The 21,951-nt window shown below is 60.8% G+C and carries 18 protein-coding genes; 10 read left to right on the forward strand and 8 right to left on the reverse strand.

Features of this window, described 5'->3' with window-relative positions; all coding sequences use genetic code 11:
• Positions 1–14: 14 nt before the first annotated feature.
• Positions 15–1,523: a tripartite tricarboxylate transporter permease gene (locus tag HKK52_RS01800; protein ID WP_169369061.1), complete on the forward strand. Its 1,509-nt coding sequence runs from the start codon at positions 15–17 to the stop codon at positions 1,521–1,523.
• Between the two features lie 76 nt (positions 1,524–1,599).
• Entirely contained in the window at positions 1,600–2,187 is a 588-nt protein-coding gene (locus HKK52_RS01805) for a LysE family translocator (protein WP_169369062.1), read from the forward strand.
• A 71-nt stretch (positions 2,188–2,258) separates the two neighbouring features.
• Here the strand turns inward: HKK52_RS01805 and HKK52_RS01810 are convergent, their stop codons facing one another.
• Positions 2,259–5,915 (reverse strand): hypothetical protein, encoded by a 3,657-nt coding sequence (locus HKK52_RS01810; protein ID WP_169369063.1) that lies wholly within the window; start codon positions 5,913–5,915, stop codon positions 2,259–2,261.
• Between the two features lie 261 nt (positions 5,916–6,176).
• Entirely contained in the window at positions 6,177–7,010 is an 834-nt protein-coding gene (locus HKK52_RS01815) for a helix-turn-helix transcriptional regulator (RefSeq protein ID WP_169369064.1), read from the reverse strand.
• Between the two features lie 178 nt (positions 7,011–7,188).
• Here HKK52_RS01815 and HKK52_RS01820 point away from each other — a divergent pair, with 178 nt between their 5' ends.
• Positions 7,189–8,547 carry an XAC2610-related protein gene (locus HKK52_RS01820; RefSeq protein ID WP_169369065.1) on the forward strand — a complete coding sequence of 453 codons (1,359 nt, stop codon included), beginning with the start codon at positions 7,189–7,191 and terminating at the stop codon, positions 8,545–8,547.
• Positions 8,548–8,556: 9 nt separating this feature from the next.
• On the opposite strand, the gene HKK52_RS01825 is transcribed toward HKK52_RS01820, so the two are convergent.
• From HKK52_RS01825 to HKK52_RS01835, 3 genes are read right to left on the reverse strand one after another with little or no spacing between them, the layout of a single operon-like run.
• On the reverse strand, positions 8,557–10,986 hold the full coding sequence (locus HKK52_RS01825) for a TonB-dependent siderophore receptor (protein ID WP_169369066.1): 2,430 nt from the start codon (positions 10,984–10,986) through the stop codon (positions 8,557–8,559).
• Positions 10,983–11,966: a FecR domain-containing protein gene (locus HKK52_RS01830; protein ID WP_169369067.1), complete on the reverse strand. Its 984-nt coding sequence runs from the start codon at positions 11,964–11,966 to the stop codon at positions 10,983–10,985. The genes HKK52_RS01825 and HKK52_RS01830 overlap by 4 nt, the downstream gene beginning before the upstream one ends.
• A 3-nt stretch (positions 11,967–11,969) precedes the next feature.
• Positions 11,970–12,494, reverse strand: coding sequence for a sigma-70 family RNA polymerase sigma factor (locus HKK52_RS01835; protein ID WP_169369068.1), 525 nt, complete (start codon positions 12,492–12,494; stop codon positions 11,970–11,972).
• A gap of 293 nt (positions 12,495–12,787) precedes the next feature.
• Between HKK52_RS01835 and HKK52_RS01840 the strand changes: the two genes are divergently transcribed.
• Positions 12,788–13,036: a transmembrane sensor/regulator PpyR gene (locus HKK52_RS01840; RefSeq protein WP_169369069.1), complete on the forward strand. Its 249-nt coding sequence runs from the start codon at positions 12,788–12,790 to the stop codon at positions 13,034–13,036.
• A complete protein-coding gene (locus tag HKK52_RS01845; RefSeq protein ID WP_169369070.1) occupies positions 13,036–14,190 on the forward strand; it encodes an NnrS family protein in 1,155 nt (384 codons plus the stop codon). The genes HKK52_RS01840 and HKK52_RS01845 overlap by 1 nt, the downstream gene beginning before the upstream one ends.
• Here HKK52_RS01845 and HKK52_RS01850 read toward each other — a convergent pair.
• Positions 14,174–15,103, reverse strand: a complete 930-nt coding sequence (locus HKK52_RS01850; protein ID WP_169369071.1) for a LysR family transcriptional regulator — start codon at positions 15,101–15,103, stop codon at positions 14,174–14,176. The genes HKK52_RS01845 and HKK52_RS01850 overlap by 17 nt on opposite strands.
• A 115-nt stretch (positions 15,104–15,218) precedes the next feature.
• Between HKK52_RS01850 and HKK52_RS01855 the strand changes: the two genes are divergently transcribed.
• From HKK52_RS01855 to HKK52_RS01875, 5 genes are all read left to right on the forward strand, one after another.
• Complete coding sequence (locus HKK52_RS01855; protein ID WP_169369072.1) at positions 15,219–16,064, forward strand: oxidoreductase; 846 nt, start codon at positions 15,219–15,221, stop codon at positions 16,062–16,064.
• A 321-nt stretch (positions 16,065–16,385) separates the two neighbouring features.
• Positions 16,386–16,841, forward strand: a complete 456-nt coding sequence (locus HKK52_RS01860) for a (2Fe-2S)-binding protein (protein WP_169369073.1) — start codon at positions 16,386–16,388, stop codon at positions 16,839–16,841.
• Between the two features lie 25 nt (positions 16,842–16,866).
• A complete protein-coding gene (locus tag HKK52_RS01865; protein ID WP_169369074.1) occupies positions 16,867–19,035 on the forward strand; it encodes a xanthine dehydrogenase family protein molybdopterin-binding subunit in 2,169 nt (722 codons plus the stop codon).
• Between the two features lies 1 nt (position 19,036).
• Positions 19,037–19,618, forward strand: a complete 582-nt coding sequence (locus tag HKK52_RS01870; RefSeq protein ID WP_169369075.1) for a hypothetical protein — start codon at positions 19,037–19,039, stop codon at positions 19,616–19,618.
• Between the two features lie 73 nt (positions 19,619–19,691).
• On the forward strand, positions 19,692–20,300 hold the full coding sequence (locus HKK52_RS01875) for a GGDEF domain-containing protein (RefSeq protein WP_169369076.1): 609 nt from the start codon (positions 19,692–19,694) through the stop codon (positions 20,298–20,300).
• On the opposite strand, the gene HKK52_RS01880 is transcribed toward HKK52_RS01875, so the two are convergent.
• Both HKK52_RS01880 and HKK52_RS01885 read right to left on the reverse strand, forming a co-directional pair.
• On the reverse strand, positions 20,247–21,524 hold the full coding sequence (locus tag HKK52_RS01880; protein WP_169369077.1) for an amidase: 1,278 nt from the start codon (positions 21,522–21,524) through the stop codon (positions 20,247–20,249). The genes HKK52_RS01875 and HKK52_RS01880 overlap by 54 nt on opposite strands.
• Positions 21,521–21,946, reverse strand: coding sequence for a VOC family protein (locus HKK52_RS01885; RefSeq protein ID WP_169369078.1), 426 nt, complete (start codon positions 21,944–21,946; stop codon positions 21,521–21,523). The genes HKK52_RS01880 and HKK52_RS01885 overlap by 4 nt, the downstream gene beginning before the upstream one ends.
• Between the last annotated feature and the right edge of the window lie 5 nt (positions 21,947–21,951).

Raw genomic sequence — 21,951 nt, forward strand, 5'->3', positions numbered from 1 at the left:
AGGAGGTCGACAAGGTGGACATTCTCGCAAGCCTAGCCATCGGATTTTCCGCCGCGCTGACACCGATCAACCTGATGTGGGGCTTTATCGGTTGTTTGCTCGGCACCGCGATCGGTGTCCTGCCGGGGATCGGCCCGGCGCTGACCGTGGCGTTGCTGCTGCCGATCACCGCCAAGGTCGATCCGACCGGAGCGCTGATCATGTTTGCCGGGATCTATTACGGCGCGCAGTTTGGCGGCTCAACCACATCGATCCTGCTCAACACGCCTGGCGAATCGTCGTCGATGGTCACGGCGCTTGAAGGCAACCTCATGGCCCGCAACGGCCGGGCCGGGCCCGCGCTGGCCACCGCTGCGATTGGCTCATTTGTGGCGGGTACCATCGCCACGATTTTGCTGACTCTGTTTGCGCCTCTCGTGGCCACCCTGGCACTGAAGTTTGGCCCCGCGGAGTATTTCGCGATTCTGGTGTTGTCCTTCACCACGGTGTCGGCAGTGCTCGGCGCCTCGATGCTGCGCGGGTTCGCCTCGCTGGGGATCGGCCTGATGGTGGGTTTGATCGGCCTCGACGCGACCTCGGGCATTGCCCGCTACACCTTGGGCGTGCCGGAATTGGTCGATGGCATCGAAGTGGTGCTGGTGGCCGTCGGTTTGTTTGCCGTGGGCGAGGCGTTGTACAGCCTGCTCTATCAGAAAGAGGAGACGGCAAGTCGGCACCGCTTGACCTCGCTGTGGATGACCCGCGCCGACTGGAAACGCTCGATCCCGGCCTGGTTGCGCGGCACCCTGATCGGTTTTCCCTTCGGTTCGATTCCGGCCGGTGGCGCGGAAATTCCGACGTTCCTGTCGTATTCCGCCGAACGCAAACTGAGCAAGTACCCGAAAGAATTTGCCGGCAGCAAGGGCGAGGGCGCTATCGAGGGCGTCGCCGGGCCCGAGGCCGCGAACAACGCGAGCGCGACCGGTTCATTGGTGCCACTGCTGACACTCGGCATCCCCACTTCCGCCACCGCTGCGATCCTGTTAGCGGCCTTCCAGAACTACAACCTGCAACCGGGGCCGATGCTATTTCAGACCTCGGGGGAACTGGTCTGGACCCTGGTGGCCTCGTTGTACATCGGCAACGTCATCCTGCTGGTGTTGAACCTGCCGCTGGTGGGGCTGTGGGTCAAGTTGCTGCAAATCCCTCGGCCTTACCTGAACGCCGGCATCCTGGTGTTTGCCACCATTGGCGTGTACGGCATGCGCCATTCTTCCTTCGACCTGCTGCTGATGCTGGCCATCGGCTGGGGCGGGGTGTTGATGCGGCGTTTCGACTTTCCCGTCGCCCCGGTGATCGTCGGCATGTTGCTGGGGCCGATGGCCGAGAAGCAGCTGCGTAATGCGTTATCCATCAGCGAAGGCGACTGGACGATTTTTCTGACCCAACCGATCTCCGCCGCGTTCCTCGCGTTGACCCTGCTGGTGCTGGTAGTGCCGCACCTGCTGCATGCCCGTGGCATCAAATTGCATGAGGACGATTAGGCAGTTTTCTTCAATACGTGGGGGCGGGCGCTCTTTACCTTGAGCGCTGTTCCCACTCAATTGAAGAAGGTCTGTGATGAGTCTGATGATGTCCATGGCGGCGTTTGCATTGGTCGCTTCGATAACCCCGGGGCCGGTGAATATTGTGGCGTTGAGCGCCGGCGCACAGTTTGGATTTCGTGCCAGTCAACGGCATGTGGCTGGGGCAACGCTGGGTTTTGTCTTGCTGCTGGTGTTGATGGGGCTCGGACTGCATGAGCTGTTGCGCGTATGGCCGATGCTGACGCGCGTGGTGCAATGGGCGGGGGTGGCGTTTCTGTTGTTCATGGCATTCAAACTGGCGACCGATGACGGGCGGCTGGATGCCAGGGAATCGGCAAGGGCACCGTCGATGCTCTACGGCGCGGTGATGCAGTGGCTCAACCCGAAAGCCTGGCTGGCCTGTGTCGCGGGCATGGGCGCGTTTGTCGCCGATGGCGAGGCGCGGCTGGTCTGGCAATTTGCAGCGGTGTATCTGGTGATTTGTTATCTGTCGGTCGGCTGTTGGGTGTATGCCGGGACTTTTTTGCGCGGTTACTTGAGTCACCCGGCAGGGATGCGTCTGTTCAATCGGAGCATGGCGTTGCTGCTGGCGGGGAGTGCGGTGTATTTGTTGTATCCCTGAATCGCGCAGAAAAGATCCGTACCCCGTCAAGCGGGGCACGGATTGGTTGGCAGGGAATCAGGCGACAAATATCAGGCCATGCCGCTCAGCAAATTGAATACTTCTTTTGGCATTGGCTTGAATTGGCCGGTCCTCAATTGACTGATGGCGAACAGCGCACTGGCGGTTCGGCCATTGCCATCACCGAAGCCTTGGAAACCTACAACGGTCGCGAGCAAGTGTTTGTCAAAATGCGGATGAGCGGAGTTCAACGTTTTCAGATGCTGTTCCATCAATGAAAAACCGGTGATGCTACTGCCATATTTCGTTGGTGCCCCGGCTTCGCGTATGGAGCCCGCGAGGTCGGGCACCAGTCGGCTGTGCAGCTCTTTGATGACGCCCGGATCGGTCAGGGATTTGTTGCTGCTCGCATATTCGCGCAATACCGAAACGATAGCGTCGAAGTCATTATTGGATGTGGAACCATTCAACATCCAGGCGCCAGCTCGTAGTGCCGGGTCGGTATAGCCCTGCGGATTGAATAAGGATTCCGGCATCACATCGTTGTAAGGAGCCTTACCCAGATCCAGCTTCAGTACGTTTTCCTGGTAGTTCTTCATGTAGGTGACTTTTTTCGTTTCGAGTTCTGCAACAATCGACAACGTGTCGGAATAGCTTTGTGCTGAGTGAAGCGTATTGGTGTAGCTGATGGGCTTGCTGGCCATGTAGGTGGTCAGCACATCATCCAATGCCGCTTGACCGATCAATGACCCCAGATGTCGTACCTGCGGGTTTTGGAGCGCCGCTTCTTTAGCGGCACGATTGAATAGCTGCTGCAGTTCCGCGGGGTCGGCATTCTTTGGCCAGGGGAGCTTCTTGTCGCTCAAACGGGTCACCACCTGTTCGATGGTGGTGATGCTGTCGCTCCTGAACAGTGCCCGCGCATGGGCCACGGTGTCCAGGCTCATGCGAATCTGCGACGCCGCACCGGTGTGGTTAATGGCCCTGATCAGGTCATAGGAGTTGGCGCCAGTCAGATATCGCAACTGCTGGCGGGCGACATGGGCACTGGAAGCGGCGAAGTGACCCACTTTCAGTGCGCCCCTGCCTATCAGCTTGGCGCCGCCCTTGAGCAGTTGCGGGATGCCGTCCAGCGGATTGAACAGGCTGACCACCGTTTGTGCGCCGACTCGCGATGCCGTCAGCAGTTTGCTGGTCAGGGAGGCGCCTTTGGCGGCGGTGCCGGCCACTTTCAACGGGATGGCGGCGAAGGCGACTGCGACGACCAAAACGTCAGTGACGCAACCAAAGAGGGCATTGCGTTGCCGTTCAGCCACACCCGAGGAAAGCTCCTCCACGCATTCCTTGAACGGAATAATCAGGTTGAGAATGACGTTGAACACCGCGTCGGTCTTTTCAATCGCCCGTTCTCGCTCCGTTTGGTCAAGTCCGATTTGGGTCAGCTCCTTTTCAGTGAAGATCGGGGTGTTCCGGGCAACCAGATGGCTGATGGTGTCCAGTCGCTCGGAGTTGAAGTAGCGGATCGGATTGGTTGACTGGGTAGGGTGGCCAGACTCTTCCAGATCGGCGATTCGCGTGAGGTAAACATCGGAATGGATGCCGTCACGCGGGGCTATGTTTTTGACGTAGGCATCCAGGTCGATCGGCGCTTTCAATAGCAGCTCACGCTCACTGTAGTTTTCATCAATCCAATGGCTGATAAGTTTTGAAGCAACCGTTGTACTAAAGTCTTGCCGGAATCGACATTCCAAGCGCATCGGAAATAATTCATAACAACGAATCAAGGGGCCGATCACCGCAAAAATGATGAGGCCATGGCGCGCGGCATCTTCTTCAGGTTTGGTCTGTTGGGGCGGCGTAGTAATTACATTGCCGGCACTGGGTCGATAGTTAGTGTAGTACTTGATTTTGTTGATCTGATAGATCGCCAGGCGACCCTGTTCAATAAACTTTCTGTGTCCTTCCTCCATTTGCGAAAATGCATATTTGATATTGACCGCTAATCCTGCAGTCATCTGGTTGTAATGATTGTGGATGGCCTCTTCATACAGATTGGCCACGGGATACAACGCTGTCAGCCCAGGGTATTGCTGGTAAATATTGGCGCCCCTTGTACGGCCCCAATCCTGAGTATGAAGTTCCTCGCCTATATACAGGTCCAATACGGAGACTTGCCTGCCGGCACCGCCTCCGCTGCCACGGTGTTTGACCAGCCGTTCGGAAGAGACGCTGTCGGGCACGATGGATCGCAGTTCTTTCAACGCAAGTGCCTTGCGGCTGGGGATCGGCTGAGAAATTTGGCTGATCGCGCCCGATAAGGCGCCGACATACTGGTTATATTGCTCGACACCACGCTTTACCGCGGCCTGGCCAAGGCTGCCGTCAGCCTCTCGTGTGATCAGACCGTTCATCAACGCCCAGGTAATGATCGGATCGACCGCTTGCGTGGTGTGCAGCGCTTGTAATTGCGGGGTCAGCACCGAGACCTGGCCGAAGCCCAGCAGGTGCTCATAAGACATGGCCCGGGAGGCGCCGGGAACGAGCGACTCGACTAAATGTACCGCCTGGCTGAGGACCACCCAGCCCGGGGTGCCGAGTTGCAGTTCAGCCGGGACACCGCGCACCAGGTATTCAGGTGCCATGCCGCCAAGCACCAGTTCCGCGACCAGCGGTGCGAAGGTGCGATCAAGAGCAAAACGATCGTACAGATGGTCTTCCAGGCGTTTGCGCACCGCGGATGGTTGAAGCAGTAAGTATTCGGCCGAATAGAGGTTGAAGCCGGCAAATGTGGTGTTGGCGCTGTCCAGAGCGGGATCGAGATCGAGCAGCATGGCCGCAATCAGCAATTGCTCGATCAATACTGGCGACGGTTTGGGCTGGGTCGTGTCGGTGAACCAACCCAGGGCATCGAAGTACGCTTGCCCTTGTTCCGAGGCTCCGACTGTTATTTCGATCAATCGTTGTAAGCGGTATTCAGGGCTGGTGGGCAATCCTGCCGATTTGATTTCGACCGGCAAATGTTTACCCAGGTGTGCCACCAGGGTAGTTTTCCCGCCGCTTGAAGAGTGGTTGACCTTGCGAATGATGGCGCGGTTGTTCTCGGTGAGTCTAAATGGCGAATCCTCTGGCGTGTCCAGAAGTTGCCAATAGTTACCAAACCGTGGTGGCTCGGGCAGGGTCATGAAGTTGAGCAGATCAATCAGCCCTTTGGCGTCTTGTTCAGTGGCGGGTAATGACAAGTCATGGAAGCGCAACCATTGGCTGACGACTATTTTGTTTCCGGTGGTGATCCACCCACCGCTCAACTTGGCCATGTTCGCCAGTAGTTTCAGCTCACCGTTGAAAGTTGCAATGCCTGTGACAAGCGACGTGATGTCCTTGGGCGAAAAAAAAGCGGTGGTGAGATCGTTGTACGTACTGACATTCGGCCAGGAGTAATACAGTCGGCCGCTTTCATCGACGAGGTATACGGCATGCGCCGGTATGGATTGCGAAGTCCGGATCTTCAGAAAGTCGGGGTGCCGGGTCAGAATGGATAAGTAAACGCTGGCGGATCGATGAACCTGATCAAAGTCAGTGCCGGGCACGCTGGTAACTGCGATTCTTGCCCATGACCATCCGAGGTCCGTGATTGTCTCGTCAGCGAGGAAGTTATTGATCGCTGTAATGATTGCCTGTTTTTGACGGCCGTTTGCGGAGCTTTCAGATACATTGTCTTGAGTTTGCATGGTTGGCTTTTAACTGTCTGAGAGTTTTAGAGATGCAGGAACTTAACAAGGTTGTCGCGGGACGAGGCGGATAGTAATGAGTGATCAGGCAGTCAGTTATTCTATTTATATGGCTTTATGTTTCGCTTGTTAGAGGGGCGAATGAAAGAGCGGCTGGCGTGCAGTAATTATCGGATTGGAGTGGGGGTGCAGAGAGTTGTATTTATATATGTGCTTGTGGGGCGAAGTTGCAATGGGTTCAAGCGGGCAGTCAATAACCCGTTAACCACGATACTGCCCCGGCGTCGCCGCCAGATGTTGTTTGAATACCCGCTGAAAGTGCGCCTGATCGGCAAACCCGGCCTCCAGCGCTACATCGGCAATCAACTTGCCGCTGCGTAACCGGTCCCGGGCGAACTGGATGCGCCGGTTGAGCAAAAACGCGTGTGGCGTCATCCCGTAATGTTGCTTGAACGCGCGGATCAGGTAGGACGGCGACAGTTGCGCCGCTGCGCAAATATCTTCCAGCTTGAGCAGTTGCGTGCAGTTGTCGCGGATGTAGTCGGCGGCCCGTTCCAGTTTGAAATTGGGTTCGCGCAATGGCGGGTCGGTGGGGTTGAGGCGTTGTTGCACCTCGGTGAAAAACTCTACCGCGGCGCTGTGTTTGCATAGCAGGTCTTGCTGCTCATCGACCAATACGGTGTACAGATCCTTCAAGCCCGCAAACAGACTCGCGTCGTGCAAGTGGGTGATGGAAAACCGCCGCAATGCCTGGTCCTGGCTAAATCCCAATTGATGTTGCAAGTCGGTCAGCCACGGCGTCTCGACATAGAGCATCAGGTACGACCAGGGCTGATCGTCGATGGGGTTGCAGGCGTGGACATCGCCGGGGTTCATCAGCACCACGGTGCCGGCACTGACCTCGAATGCCGACTGCTCATGCACATACGTACTGCGCCCGGCGGTGATCGCGCCGATGGAAAAATGCTCATGGGAGTGCCGGGCGTAGCAGACCTCACGGCCATCGGCGATGGCCCGGGCTTCGATGAAGGGCAGGGCGTCGTCGCGCCAGAAGCGCGGGGCTTTGTCGGCATCTTTGGCAACCGTGTGTTTCATCGTCGGCGTCCTGGGCAGGTCAGCGTACGAGTGTATTAGCTCTCGTCATTAAAGGCGCGTTGCGATGCCGGATTTTTTGTTGGCAGTGCCGTAGACCGAAGAGTCGTTAAGCAATATCAGCCCGCACCGTTTGTCGCTAGACTGGCCGCCCCGATTTGCCGCAAGGACGCTCAGCATCATGGTTGCCCCTCGTTTATTGGCTGTCGCCTGCCTGCTCGCCAGCGCCGGCGCGAGTGCCGCGCCGCTGACTTATCACCTCACCGATCCCGCGCAGAAATATGCCATCGAGGTGCTGTTCCCGCAGCCTCCCGCCCAGAGCTTCGAAGGCGCGCCGGCGCAGATCACCTTGCGCGACAAGAGCAGTGGCCAGGTGTTGCAGCGCATCGACTCACCGGCGGCGTTTGCCGTCTACAAACCCGGCAGCCAGGAACTGGAAATCAACCAGGCCCCGGCCTATGGCGATCAAAGCGCGTTGTTCTTCGATGATTTCAATTTCGATGGGCAGCAGGATCTGGCCGTACGCAACGGTAGCGAGGGCGGTTATGGCGGTCCTTCCTATGACATCTACCTGTCTGATCCAGCGAGCCTGACGCTGGTCTTCAGCCCGGCGTTCTCCTCCCTGACCCGCGATGAGCAATTGGGCATGTTCGGCGTTGATCCGGTGGCCAAGCGCTTGGACACCCGTTCGAAACAAGGCTGCTGCTGGCATCAAAGCGCGACGTGGAAGATCGAGAACAATGAGCCGGTGATGGTCAGCGAAAAGATCGAAGCGATGCAGATGCCGACGCAAGCAAAGCCCTACATGCCTATGGGCTACCTGGACGTCACCGAACGCGAGCTCAAGGATGGCCAGTGGATCGAACACCAGTCACTGGCGGGCCCCTACGCCGAGCCACCGTTGACGTTTCGCGGCACCCTTAACGACAAGATCGCGTTCGAACTCTGGTGGCAAATCCAGGGCGAGGTATACATCGGTGAAGTGCGTTACGGCAAAACCGGCAGCGGCAAACCGATCCGGCTGGTCGGCGATTACGTTTATGGTCGCGGTGTGTTGCTGCATGAACTGGACGATGACGGGCAGATCACCGGCGACTGGACCCTGAAAGGCGAACCGGACGAACAGGGCAACTACACCGGCACCTGGCGCAGCCCCAAGCGCACGTTCAACACCAACATGCGTCTTGCCGAATTCAAGATTGCGCCGCAGAAACTTGAAGGGGTGGCCAGCAATCAGCGTGAAGGTGACTACCGGATGACCCATTTCGTAGAGCGAATAATCAGCCAGCTGTCGGTGAAGATACTGCCGGGCATCGATGATGGGCCGGAGACTGTCGATATCACTATCGACTACGCCCAGCTCAAGGATCCACCGAGCGAAATCCATTACCAGTCGGCGTTGCTGGCGGGCAATCTGGCCATCGTGCTGGACGCCCAGGGTGGACCGGTCTTGCGCTTGCAGTTGCTCAACGGCGCGGCAGTCGTGACGGGTTACGGCGAGTACCGCAAATACGGCGGCAGCTACGTAAAAATCCCCTGAAGCGTGGCGCTAGAAATCCCACTTGGTCGTCAGCTGCACACTGCGCGGCTCCCCATAAAACCCGGTGCCGAAGTTGCCGAGGCCGGTGTAGTAGGTCTTGTCGAACAGGTTCTTCACATTGAGCAGGGTGCTCAAATGCTCGTTGAAGCGGTAGCGCGCCATCACATCCACCAGGTAATAACTGTCCTGGGTGATGCGCGCATTTTGGCCGCTGCCGCTGGGGTCGGGCTGGAACACATTACCGAAGAATTCGCTCTGCCAGTTCACCCCGCCGCCGACGGTGAGGTCGTCCCAAGCGCCGGGCAACCGATACGTACTGAACACCCGCACCACTTGCGCTGGCGCAGTGGTTTTCAGCACTGAGCCATAGACGTCATCGCCCTGGGCGTCGCGGGTGTGGTTGTAGGTGTAGCCGGCCGAGAGTTTCCAGCCGTCCAGCACTTCACCGGCCACTTCGACTTCGAAGCCCTTGGTGGTCGCGCCTTGCACCGCGCGGTACACCGACTCGGTATCGACGCCACTGACGTACTCGGCGAGGTTGTCCTGTTCGATGCGGAACAGCGCAAAACGAGCGTTCAACCGTCCGCCGAAATATTCAGCCTTGAGGCCGGCTTCGTAGGCGTCGCCTTCCACGGGATCGAGCAGTTGGCGATTGGCGTCCTTGCTCATCTGCGGCTGATAGATGTTGGTGTAGCTGGTGTACAGCGAGTAGGTGTCATCGAGGTCGTAGACCAACCCGGCATAAGGTGTGATCACGCCGCTCTGGCGGTAACGATCGCGGGTGTCCGGAGTGTCGGTATCGGTGTAGTCGAGGTGGTCGCTGCCCTTGAAATCACTGACCCGCCCGCCGAGGATCACGGACAGATCGTCGGTCGGCCTCAGGCGTGTGGCGAGGTAGGCGCCGGTCTGGCGCTGGACGATATCGTCACGGCCGACCTGGGGAATGTCCGGCTTCGGAAATTCACCACGCCAGTCGAAAATGCTGCCCTCCAGGGCCGGGTAGACCGAGCCATAAACCGGAATGTCCTGGCGGGTGTTCATCGCCATGAACCCGGCGATCAACTCGTGTTCGCGCCCAAGCAGGCTGAACGGGCCGCTGAAATTGACGTCGAGGTTGTCCTGCACCTCGTCACCCTTGAATTTGCCCATGTACATGAACATGCCGTCGCCACTGACCGGGTCCGGGTTGCCACCGCTGGCCGAGCCGAGAAAGGTGTCGTGTCGGCGGTGTTTGCGGTCGTAGCTGACCTTGAGTGTCCAGTCGTTGGCCAGTTGCTGTTCCAGCGAAGCGAATAGCGTCTGGTTGCTGAAATCCCGGCGGCTCCAGTCAGTGGCCGGGTTGAACGAACGCGAGAAATTCGTCCGTGAGCCGTCGCTGTTGAACATCGGGAAACCGGTCCAGCTGGCGCCACGGGAGCGGGTGTTTTGCTGGTCGATACCGACGGTGAGCAAGGTGTCCGGGGTCAGGTCGGCTTCGAGGATGCCGTAGGCGATGTCCCGGGTGTTTTGATAGTGATCGGCGTGGGCACTGCGCTCCTGATGGACCCCGACGAAACGTCCGCGCACGTTGCCGCTGTCCGTCAGCGGACCGGCGATGTCGCCCTCGCTGCGGTAACTGTCCCACGAACCGACGCTACCACTGACCGAGGCCTTGAAGGCCTTGGTCGGGCGCTTGCGGATCAGGTTGACGCTGGCCGATGGGTCCCCCGAGCCGGTCATCAGCCCAGTCGCGCCCTTGATGATTTCAACGCGGTCGAAGGTCGCCATGTCGGTGCTGGTGGTGCCGTAATCGTAGACGCCGTCGTAGTCGGTATTGACCCCGTCGTACTGGAAATTGGTGATCGGCAGGCCCCGGCTGGAAAACTCCCAGCGCTCGCTGTCGTAGTTCTGCACGCTGATGCCGGGGGCGCGGCGCAGCACGTCAGCGATGCTGGTGCCGCCCTGATCGTCCATTTGCTGGCGGGTGATGACCGTTACTGATTGCGGGGTGTCGCGCAAGGACAGCGCCAGGCCGGTGGCCGAGGAGGTCGAGCCGGTGGTGTAGCTGTGGGTGTCTTCGGTGATGGCTCCCAAGCCAAGCGCCGCGATAGTGGTGGTATCGAGTTCCAGCAAACCTTCGGGCACGGCTTGCAGGATATAACCGCCACCGGCCTGGGCTTGAGCTTGCAGGCCGCTGCCTTGCAACAGGCGCTGCAAGGCTTGCTGTTCGGTGAAGTCGCCCTCCAAGCCTGGACTGCGTTTGCCGCCCGCCAGGTCGTTGTGGCCGGCGAGGAAAATCCCGGCCTGTTCGGCGAAGCGGTTGAGCACGCTGACCAGCGAGCCGGCGGCAATCGCGTAATGACGCTTCTGACTGGCGGGCTGTTCATTGGCAGCCGGAGCGATGCCTGGCGCAAGACTCACCGCCAGCGCGAGCGCCAACGAACGGGCGTTGCGAATCATGCCCTCGGGCCGACGCTGACCCACCAGCTCATGGTCTTTTGCACCCGGATCGGCAACGCCGCTTCCAGCAGGCGCAAGGCCTGATCGGTGTCCTTGAGCGGGAACGAGCCCATCACCGGCAGCCCGGCAATGGCCGGATCGCACGCCAGATGCCCCGGTCGATAGCGCCCCAATTCCTCGATCAACTGCCCCAGCGGCAGGTTGTCCGCCAGCAACACCCCGCGACGCCAGGCTTCGCGCCCGGCCGCAGCAGGTGTGGCCGCAGGCGTGTGGTGTTCGGTGAAGGCCAGTTGTTGCCCGGCGTCGACGATCTGCACCTGACCGTGCACGGTGCGGACTTCGACCGCGCCTTCGTAGACGTTGAGCAACGTGCGCTGTTCTTCCTGACGCACGCTGAAGCGCGTACCCAGCGCACGCATCTGGCCTTGCTCGGTCTGCACCAGGAACGGTCGACGACTGTCCTTGGCGGTGTCGATCAACACTTCTCCGCAACGCAGTAGCAACAGGCGTTGCGCGCCGTCGAAGCGTACGTTGAGCGCGCTCAGGGCATTGAGCCAGATCCGGCTGCCATCGCTGAGCAGGCTTTCCCGGGTTTCGCCGGTGCCGGTGGCGAGGTCGGCGGTCCAGCGGCCCAGCGTGTCCGGGAGCGAAGTCTGGCGCCAGGCGCCCCAGCCCAACAGGCTGCCCGACGCCAGGATAAGCAAGCTCTTGACCGTTTGGCGGCGGCTGATCGGTGAGCGAGCGGTGTTGCGCAACACCTGCCCGGCGGCGTGTTGCTGGTCATCTTGCAGGGTCGCGAAGCGTTGGCCGACGCGCTCCACGTAGCCCCAGGCTTGCTGGTGTTCGCCGCTTTGCGCCAGCCAGGCTTGCCAGCGTTCGCGGTCCTGTTCGCCGGTCTGTTGATCGTGCAGTTGCACATACCATTGCGCCGCCTGTTCGAGGCTGGCGTGGCTGATGCTGTTCGGGGAAGGGCGGGGCATGGGTTACTCGATCAGCAGGCCGTCGAGCTCGGCCTCCAGCATCGCGCAATGCATCAATGCCTGGGCCAGGTACTTCTTCACCATGCGTTCGCACACACCGATTTCCTCGGCGATGGCGCGGTAAGGCAGGCCATGCACTTGGGCCAGAATGAACGCATCGCGCACCCGCGCGGGCAGCCGTTGCAGCATGGCGTCCACTTCGTAGAGGGTTTCGACGATGATCGCCCGTTGCTCCGGCGAGGGTTGCACGGCTTGCGGACGCGCGGCCAGGGTCTCGAGCCAGGCCTGTTCCAACTGACGGCGGCGCCAGTGATCGATGCACAAGCCCCGGGCGATGGTCGCCAGGTAGGAGCGCTCACGGCTTTCGCAGTCGAACGCCGGCGGACGTTTGAGCACCCGGATAAACGTGTCATGCGCCAGGTCTGCGGCATCGAAGGCGTTATTCAAGCGTCGACGCAACAACTCATGCAACCAGCGGTGATGAGCGAGGTAGAGGTTCTGAACGCTGGAGGAATCGGCGACCGTCATTGTGAGCACATGTCCATGGGCGACGTACGCCCTCGGTGCAAATAAGAATTGGTCGCGATTAAACCAAATGGTCAGTGGCTGCGCAAATGATATTGGTTTGCTTTTAGGCGGTTGGGCGTGATGATTTGGAGAGTTGTAGTCGTTATGACTTTAAGTGGAGTCATTAAGACAATAATGGGGCTGGGTCATATTGACTGCGTGACAGCCAAGCCGTTGATTTAACGCCGTATAAAACATGGCACGGCTTTTGGAAGAGAAAACGTACAACTGATCGACTTCGGGAGTACGGAAAAATGTTCGATTTCTTCAGCCATCCACAACACGTCCTGCACCTGTCGAGCAAAGTGCTCGGCCTCGGCCTGATGCTGCTTTTGGTGGGCATCTACGGCGCTTACCTGCACGTCGGGCCCTTGCCAATTGCGGTACAGGTCTCGATGCACGCCATGACCATCCTCGGTCCGACCCTGCTGAAAATCGGCTACGTGATGCGACTGCTCGCCCAACATCGGTTGGCAACCCACATGATCGGGGCAGTGGCTTGATGCGCACACTGGCGGCGTCACCGGCGTTCAGTCTTGGATTTCGACCGTTCTTTCTCGCGGGCGCCGGGTTTGCCGCGCTGGCCGTGGCGGTCTGGGCACTGTGGTTATACGGCCGCTTGCCCGGTGCGCAACCGATCGGTGGGATGCTGGCCTGGCATCGGCATGAAATGCCTTTCGGTTTCGCCACGGCGATCATCGCCGGGTTCCTGCTGACGGCGGTGCCGAACTGGACGGGAAGGGCGGGACTCAGCGGTTGGCCATTGATCGGCCTGGTGTCGGTGTGGCTGATCGCGCGCCTGGCCTGGTGGCTGCCGATCTCGCCAATGGTTTTGCTGACGATGCAGCTACCGTTTCTGCCCTTGCTGGCGTGGTGTCTGGGACGGGATCTGCTGGCGGCGCGCAAGCGCGAAAACTATCCGATCCTGCTAATGATCACGTTGCTGGCCGGTTGCCAGATGATGACGCTGTGGGGAATCCTGACCGATGACGTCGGATTCCAGCGCCATGGCGTGTTGGCAGCCTTGTGGCTGGTGGCGGCGCTGATGAGCATGATTGGCGGGCGGGTGATTCCATTCTTCATTCAACGCGGTTTGAATCGCCCCGCGCCCGCAGCGACTCATCCACTGGCCACCCGCGTATTGTTGCTGGGCGGGATGCTGGCCGCGCTGTCGTTTGCCGCTGGTTTGAACGATACGCCAAGGGGATGGCTGGCCGCGTTGTACCTGCTGCTTGGCGGTGTGCACCTATTGCGCTTATGGCGCTGGCACGACCGGGGTATCTGGCGAGTGCCGCTGCTGTGGTCGCTGTACCTGGCCTACGCCTGGCTGGTCGCAGGGACACTGGCCATGGCGCTGTGGCATGCCGGGTGGATGCCGCAACAGAGCCTGGCCACCCATGCGCTGGCGGTCGGCGGGATTGGCGGACTGATCCTGGCGATGATTGCCCGGGTCAGCCTGGGTCATACCGGCCGCTTGCTCCAGCCCTCGAAAACTGTGGTGCTGGGGTTTGTCTTGCTGGTGTTCGCCGGCCTGTGTCGAGTGTTGCTCGTTCCGTTCTCGGGAGTCGGGCTCGGGCTGTCGGCGCTACTCTGGTGTACGGCGTTCGGGCTGTTTTTGACGCGTTATACCGGCATCCTGCTCAAGCCAAGGGTTTAGCGCCGAGGCCATCTTGTTCGGCAATCCAGCGAGTGGCCATGTCGATAAACGCCCGTAACTTCGGCTGCGTCTGGGTGCGACTCGGGAAGTACAGGTACAACCCGGAACTGAGCGGCACAAACGGCTGCAGCACCCGTTGCAGGCGTCCATCGGCCAGTTCGTCGGCAATCTCCAGGTCGCAGGCATAGGCCAGGCCTAAACCATCCCGGGCCGCAGCCACCAGCAGTTTGCGGTCATTGACGATCACGCCACCGGCAACCCCTACGGTGAAGTCGCGACGGTCGCGGCGAAACTCCCAGCGATGAGCATTGCCCGAGGTCGAGAAGCGAAAACCGATGCACTCATGGCGGGTCAGTTCTTCAGGGCTGGCGGGTTGGCCGGCCTTGGCGAAATACGCCGGGGAGCCCACCACCGACCATTGCAAGTCCGGCGTCAGGCGCACGGCGACCATGTCTTTCTCGATTGACTCGCCGAGCCGGATCCCGGCATCGAAGCCGCCCGCCATCAAGTCCACCGTGGCGTCGTCCAGGGAAATATCCAGGGTGACCTGCGGGTAGGCCTGGCGAAACAGCGGGATCAGCGGCTCGATCAACAATGCGCCGGACAGCCGTGGCGCGGTGAGGCGCAGGGTGCCCATGGGTTGATCGCGAAAGCCGCTGAGCACTGCCAGCGCTTCATCGATTTCACTGGCTGCCGGGCGCAGTCGCGCAAACAGACTGGCGCCGGCCTCGGTCAACGCCACGCGTCGAGTGGTGCGCTGGAACAACAGCACACCGGTGCGCCGCTCCAGCAGCTTGATCGCATGGCTGACGGCGGTCGGCGTGACCGCCAGGCGAGTGGCGGCGAGGGTGAAGCTTTTGTGCTCGGCCACCGCGAGGAATTCGGTCAAGCCGTCGAACGGGTCATGGTTCATCGAAAGAGCGCCATTATGAAAGAGCGTTTCATAGTGCTTGTAACACGAGGGCATTTTTCCGACCAATCTTCCTGCGTACCTTGAGCACATCCCCAACCCACACAAGGTATCGATCATGAGCGCTCCGCAAACTTTCAAACGTGTCTGGCTGGTCACCGGCGCCTCCCGTGGCATCGGCGCCAAAATCGTCGCCGCCGCGCTGGCCAACGGTGATGCGGTAGTCGCCACGGCGCGTGACGCCAGCACCATCATTCAGCGCTTTGGCGATCAACCGGGCTTGCTGGCCGCCACCCTCGACGTCACCCATGAAGCCCAGGGCGTCGCCGTTGCCCAGGCCGCCATCGAACATTTCGGGCGCATCGACGTGCTGGTCAACAACGCCGGTTTCGGCTTGCTCGGCGCGGTGGAAGAGGCGAGCGGCGATGAGATCAAGCGGCTCTACGAAACCAACGTCTTCGGCCTGCTGAATGTCACCCGTGGCGTGTTGCCGCACATGCGCGCCGCCCGCAGCGGTCATGTGATCAACATCTCTTCGGTGGGCGGTTTTCAGTCGGCGCCGGGCTACGGCGTTTACTGCTCGACCAAGTTTGCCGTCGAAGCCCTGAGCGAAGCCTTGCACGGCGAACTGGCGCCGCTGGGCGTCAAGGTGACGGTGGTTGAGCCGGGCTACTTCCGCACCGATTTCCTTGATACCAATTCCCTGGTCGAATCTCCGGAAACGATTGCCGACTACGCCTCGACTGCCGGGGAGGTGCGCAAACTGGCGAAGGCTGTGAATCAGCAACAGCCCGGGGACCCGGAGAAACTGGCTCAGGCGATGATCACCTTGGTCGAGGCTGAAAACCCGCCACTGCGCCTGCCGTTGGGTACGGATTCGGTGCGTTACATCCAGGCGAAGATCGAGTTCGTCACCGGTGAATTGAACACCTGGCGCAAACTCTCTGAGTCCACCGATTTCTAACAACGCCGCACGTGTAGCAGCTGTCGAGCACCGCGAGGCAGCGTTCGGCGGCGAAGCCGTCGTAAACCCAATGCACACGGTCTACCTGATACACCGCGTCGCTTGATTTCACGACGGCTTCGCCGCCGAACGCTGCCTCGCGGTGCTCGACAGCTGCTACAAAGTCGCATCCGTCTTCAACCTCCGGGTGACCGGTGGTCGCAGAAGCTGGCCGCCAGGTCAATCTGCGCTTAGCTGTATGGATAACCCGAGGCGCGCGTAGGTCTTGTATCACCACAGCGGCGCCCCTTCAGAACACCGTGAGTCTGAGGAAATCCACACATGTTGACCCTCAATATCAATGGCAAGGACCAGGCGCTGGATGTCCCCGCGGACATGCCGCTGCTGTGGGTCCTGCGCGATGTCGCGCACCTGACCGGCACCAAGTTCGGCTGCGGCATGGCCCAGTGCGGTGCCTGCACCGTGCATGTCGATGGCGCGCCAATGCGTGCCTGCATCACCCCGGCCACCGCCGTGGCCCATGGGCAAAAAATCCTCACCATCGAAGGCCTGTCCACCGACGGTACCCATCCGGTGCAGCAAGCCTGGGCCGAACTCGACGTGGTGCAGTGCGGTTATTGCCAGTCGGGGCAGATCATGTCCGCCGCCGCGCTGTTGGCGAAAATCCCCAAACCCACCGACGACGATATCGACCAGGCACTGTCCGGCAATATCTGCCGCTGCGGCACTTACCCAAGGATTCGCGCGGCGGTCAAACGCGCCGCGGAGATCGGTTGATGCCACGTCGAGGGGAGTCATCGCAATGAACAGCCTCAATCCTGTTTCACGTCGCGGTTTTCTCAAGGGCAGCGCCGTGCTCGGCGGTGGGCTGGTGGTGGCGTTTGTCATCCCCGGCGGCCATCGCTTTGCCTCGGGTGCCGAGAACCAGGGCAACGCTTTCGCGCCCAATGCCTTCCTGCGCATCAGCAACGACAACAGCGTGACCATGCTGCTGGGCCATTCGGAGATGGGCCAGGGCATCTGGACCGGCCTGACCATGCTGATCGCCGAAGAACTGGACGCCGACTGGTCGAAAATCCGCGTCGAACACTCCCCGGCCTCGGCCAAGGACTACGGTTTGGCCGGGTTTGGTGGCATGCAGATTACCGGCGGCTCGACCTCGACCTGGATGGAGTTCGACCGCTATCGCCAGGCAGGTGCCGCTGCGCGCCTGATGTTGATCGACGCCGCGGCCAAACGCTTCAATGTCGCCCCGTCCGGGATTCGCACCGAATCGGGCGTGGTCATCGCTGGCGACAAGCGCGCGACTTACGGCGAACTGGCGGACGATGCCGGCAAGCTGCCGGTGCCGGATCCAGCCTCGATCAAGTTCAAGGAAGCCAAGGACTGGAAGATCATCGGCAAACCGACCCCGCGCCTCGACACCCCGGAGAAAATCACCGGCCGTGCCAAGTTCGGCATGGACGTGCAGTTCGACGGCCTGATGACCGCCATGGTCGCCCGTTCGCCAGTGTTCGGCGGCAGCGTCAAATCCTTCGAAGGCGCCGAGGCGCTGGCGGTGCCCGGCGTACACAAAGTGGTGCAAGTGCCCACGGGCGTGGCGGTGATTGCCGATCATTACTGGGCGGCGAAATTGGGGCGCGATGCGCTGAAAATCGACTGGAACCTGGGGCCGAACACCGGGCTCGACAGCGTGAAACTGCTGGAAAGCTTCCGCCAACTCGCCGCTACCCCCGGCATGCCGGCCAGTCAGGCCGGGGATACAGCAGCGACGCTGAAGAAAGCGGCGAAAACCATCGACGTCGAATACAGCGTGCCGTACCTGGCTCATGCGCCGATGGAACCGCTCAACTGCACGGTGAAAATCACCGCGGACAAGTGCGAAATCTGGACCGGCACCCAGTTCCAGACCCTTGATCAAATGATCGCGGGCAAGATCACCGGGCTCAAACCCGAACAAGTGGAAATCCACACCGAATTCCTCGGTGGCGGCTTCGGCCGACGGGCCAACCCGACCTCGGACTTTGTCGCCGAAGCGGTGCAAGTGGCCAAGGCTGCCGGCATGCCGGTGAAAACCGTGTGGTCCCGTGAGGACGACATACGCGGCGGCTATTACCGCTCGATGTTCCTGCATCAGGCGAACATCGGCCTGGACGCCGACGGCATGCCGCTGGCCTGGAAACATGTGATGGTCGGCCAGTCGATCATGGACGGCACGGCGTTCGCCGCGACCATGGTCAAGGACGGCGTCGACAAGACCTCGGTCGAAGGCGTGGCCGACAGTCCTTACCTGGAAAAACTGGCCAATCATCAGGTCGAGCTGCATTCACCGAAGACCGGCATCAGCGTGCTATGGCTGCGTTCGGTGGGGCACAGTCACAACGCCTTCGTCATGGAATCGTTGATCGACGAACTGGCCGAGGCGGCCGGCAAGGACCCGGTGGAGTACCGACGAACGCTGCTCAAGGACCATCCGCGGCACCTCGGCGTACTGAACCTGGCGGTCGAGAAAGCCAACAGGAACGCGCCGCTGCCGGACGGCCATGCGTTGGGTGTGGCGGTGCATGAATCGTTCGGCAGCTACGTCGCCCATGTCGCCGAAGTGTCCGAGGACAACCTGAAGATTCGCGTGCACCGGGTGGTGTGTGCGGTGGATTGCGGCATCGCGGTCAACCCGCAGAGCATCGCGGCGCAGATGGAATCCTGCGTCACCTTCGGTCTGGGCTTTGCGCTGCACAGCAAGCTGACCTTCAAGGACGGCCAGGTGGTGCAGTCCAACTATCACGACTATCAGGTGCTGCGACTCAACGAAATGCCGGTGGTGGAAGTGCACATCGTGCCCAGCACCGACAAACCCGGCGGCATCGGCGAGGCCGGTGTGCCGCCCGTGGCGCCAGCGGTGGCCAACGCGGTGTTCGCCCTGACCGGGCAGCGCCTGCGCGAGCTGCCGTTGCTACTGTCGGGGGTGTGACATGAGACGACATTTGATTCTTGGGGCGGTGGTGCTGGTGGGTCTGTCCGGCTACGCCTCAGACCTGTTCGCGGCGGACAATCAGGCGGCACTGGAAGCCTTCGGCACCGTGCAGAAGGTCTTCCAGAGCCCGCGCTGCCAGAACTGTCATATCCCCGGCGATTCGCCGTTGCAGTTCGACGCCGGCATCCCGCATGCGATGAACGTGGTGCGCGGCATGGACGGTAAGGGCGCCGCCGGTTTGCCCTGCGCCACCTGCCACGCGGAAAACAACCCGCCGGCCAGTTACGGCCCCCACGCACCACCGGGGGCGCCGCACTGGAGCCTGCCGCCGGCGGCGCACAAAATGGCCTGGATCGGACTGCCACCCGACAAACTCTGCGCAATGATCAAGGATCGCTCCAGCAACGGTGACCGGGATTTCGCGGCGCTGATCAAGCACGTCAGCGACGACAAACTGGTGCTCTGGGGCTGGAATCCGGGTGGCAATCGGGCGCCAGTGCCGGTGCCGCACGACATCTTTGTCACGCAATTCAAGCTCTGGGCGGACGCCGGAGGACCGTGCCCGGTAGCAGGCATCTGACCAACGGCGGGTTAATTAGGAGTCAAACCGGGTATGTGCGGCTCTAACGTATATATCCCCACAGGAGTGACACATGCTGGTTCCAGGCAAACCGATCAAACCGGGTACTTGCACTGACACCTTGCACGGCCCGGACACTGCACTGCAGGAGCGCGAACTGCTGCGTGAGCTGGCGCGTCAGGCCGAGCAGGAACTGACGGCGGTGCAGGTGGCAAGCATGGACGAACTGACGCTGCTGCCCAATCGCCACGGCTTCGATGCCTTGGCTCAACGAGGCCTGGACGCCTGCTTGCGGATGGGCAAACCGGCGACCTTGCTGTTTTTCGACCTTGATCACTTCAAACACATCAACTACCTGTACGGTCGCGCCGAAGGCGATGATGCCCTGAAGACCTTCGCCGATGTGTTGCGCATCGCCTTTCGCGAAAGCGATGTGATTGGCCGCATGGGCAGCGACGAATTTGCCGCATTGCTGACCGGTGCCAACGCCGTGGAGATCGGCGCCATCCGCGCGCGGCTCGAAGAGATGCTCGACGAGCGCAACGCCACGGTGCATCGCGGTTATGACATTCGCTTCAGTGTGCGCCAGATCGAGTTTCATCCGGCGCTGCACCAAACCGTGGAAGGCCTATTGGCGGCGGTCGGCGAGCAGGTCGGCGGCCACCCGTTCGGCCACTCCTAACAGCGAGCCGTCATCCCTGAAGCGGCCGATCATCTGTAATCCAATCGGCAACAACCCTTCGGCGCGAGGCAGCGGGATATTCACCTGCGGCCAACCGAACGCCCCCCAGAACTTGATGAAATCCGATGGCCCGGTGCTTTCCAGGCCCTGCGGCGCGACGATCCCGCAGCAAGGGCCGAGCATGGCGTCGAAGGGTTGGCAGCGCTCGTGCAAAAGCGGTGCAAGTGCCGCCAACCGCGCCTTGGCCGCGGACTCCTGCTCCCATGTGGTGGCTGTCGCGCGGTCGAACATCGCCAGCGTCGATGGGCTCAACAGTGTTCGGTGTTGCTGGAACTCCTTCGCCAATGAGCGCGCGCCCTCGCAATCGTTGATCAACTGGTGGTCATCGAACACTCCGGCAAACTCGTCCGGCAGTTGCACTTCGCTGACTTGATGGCCGGCGCTGCGCAAATGCTCAAGGGCCTTTTCCAGAGCGTGGGCCACCTCTGGATCGACTTGGTCCCAACGCGCGGTGCGATAGAACCCCAAACGCAAAGGGCGTTGTTCAATTTCAGGGGCTGCGAAACCGGGAATCAACACCCGCGCCACGAGATTCAAGTCCCGCACCGAGCGACCGTACCAGCCCACGGTGTCGAAGCTCGGCGCCAGCGGTTTCACGCCTTCGAGCGACACCAGCCCGAACGACGGCTTGAGGGCGAACAAGCCGCAGTAAGCCGCCGGTTTCAGCAGCGATCCGGCCGTTTGGGTACCCAGTGCAATGGCAAAAAAATCCGCCGCCATCCCGGCCGCCGAACCGGCGCTGGAACTGCCCGGTGTGCGCGACAGGTCATGCGGATTGCGCGTCGGGCCGGTGTGCATGTAGGCAAATTCGGTGGTGTGGGTCTTGCCCATGATCAGCGCGCCGGCCTCGCGCAGCAGGGTCACCACGTGGGCGTCCCGGGACGGCTGGTGGTCGGCGTAGATCGGTGAAAAGAACTGCGTCGGATGATCGGCCGTGTCGAAGATGTCTTTCACGCCCACCGGCACGCCGGCCAGCAAACCCCGGCCATTGTGCAGCGTGGCTTGCAGGCGCACTTGCAGCGGCTTGAACGAAACGAACGCCTGGATATCAGGTTCCAGGGTTTCAATGCGTTCCAGAAAGGACTGGGCAACGGCCGTGACTTTTGCCTGGCCATCAAGCACCGCCTCACTGAGGGCGGTGGCGTCCAGCGCAGGGCGGATCATTTGGCGAACAACTGGCTGATGTCCTTGAACGCCTTGAACTCCAGGGCATTGCCGCAGGGGTCGAAGAGAAACATCGTCGCTTGTTCGCCCACCAGCCCCTGAAAACGAATGCCCGGTTCGATCACAAACTGCGTACCGAGCGATTGCAAACGCTCGGCCAGGGCTTCCCACTCCGGCATGCCCAAGACCACGCCAAAGTGCGGCACCGGCACGTTGTGGCCATCCACGGCATTGGTGTGAGCGGCTTCTTGCGAGGCGTTCTTCGGCGCCAGGTGAATCACCAGTTGATGGCCGAAAAAGTTGAAATCCACCCAATGATCGCTGGAGCGGCCTTCTTCCAGACCGAACACGTCGCCGTAAAAGCTGCGCGCGGCCGCCAGGTCATACACCGGAATCGCCAGGTGGAAAGGGGAGAGCTGCATCGGTA

This window comes from Pseudomonas sp. ADAK2, assembly GCF_012935755.1.
Taxonomy (GTDB): Bacteria; Pseudomonadota; Gammaproteobacteria; order Pseudomonadales; family Pseudomonadaceae; genus Aquipseudomonas.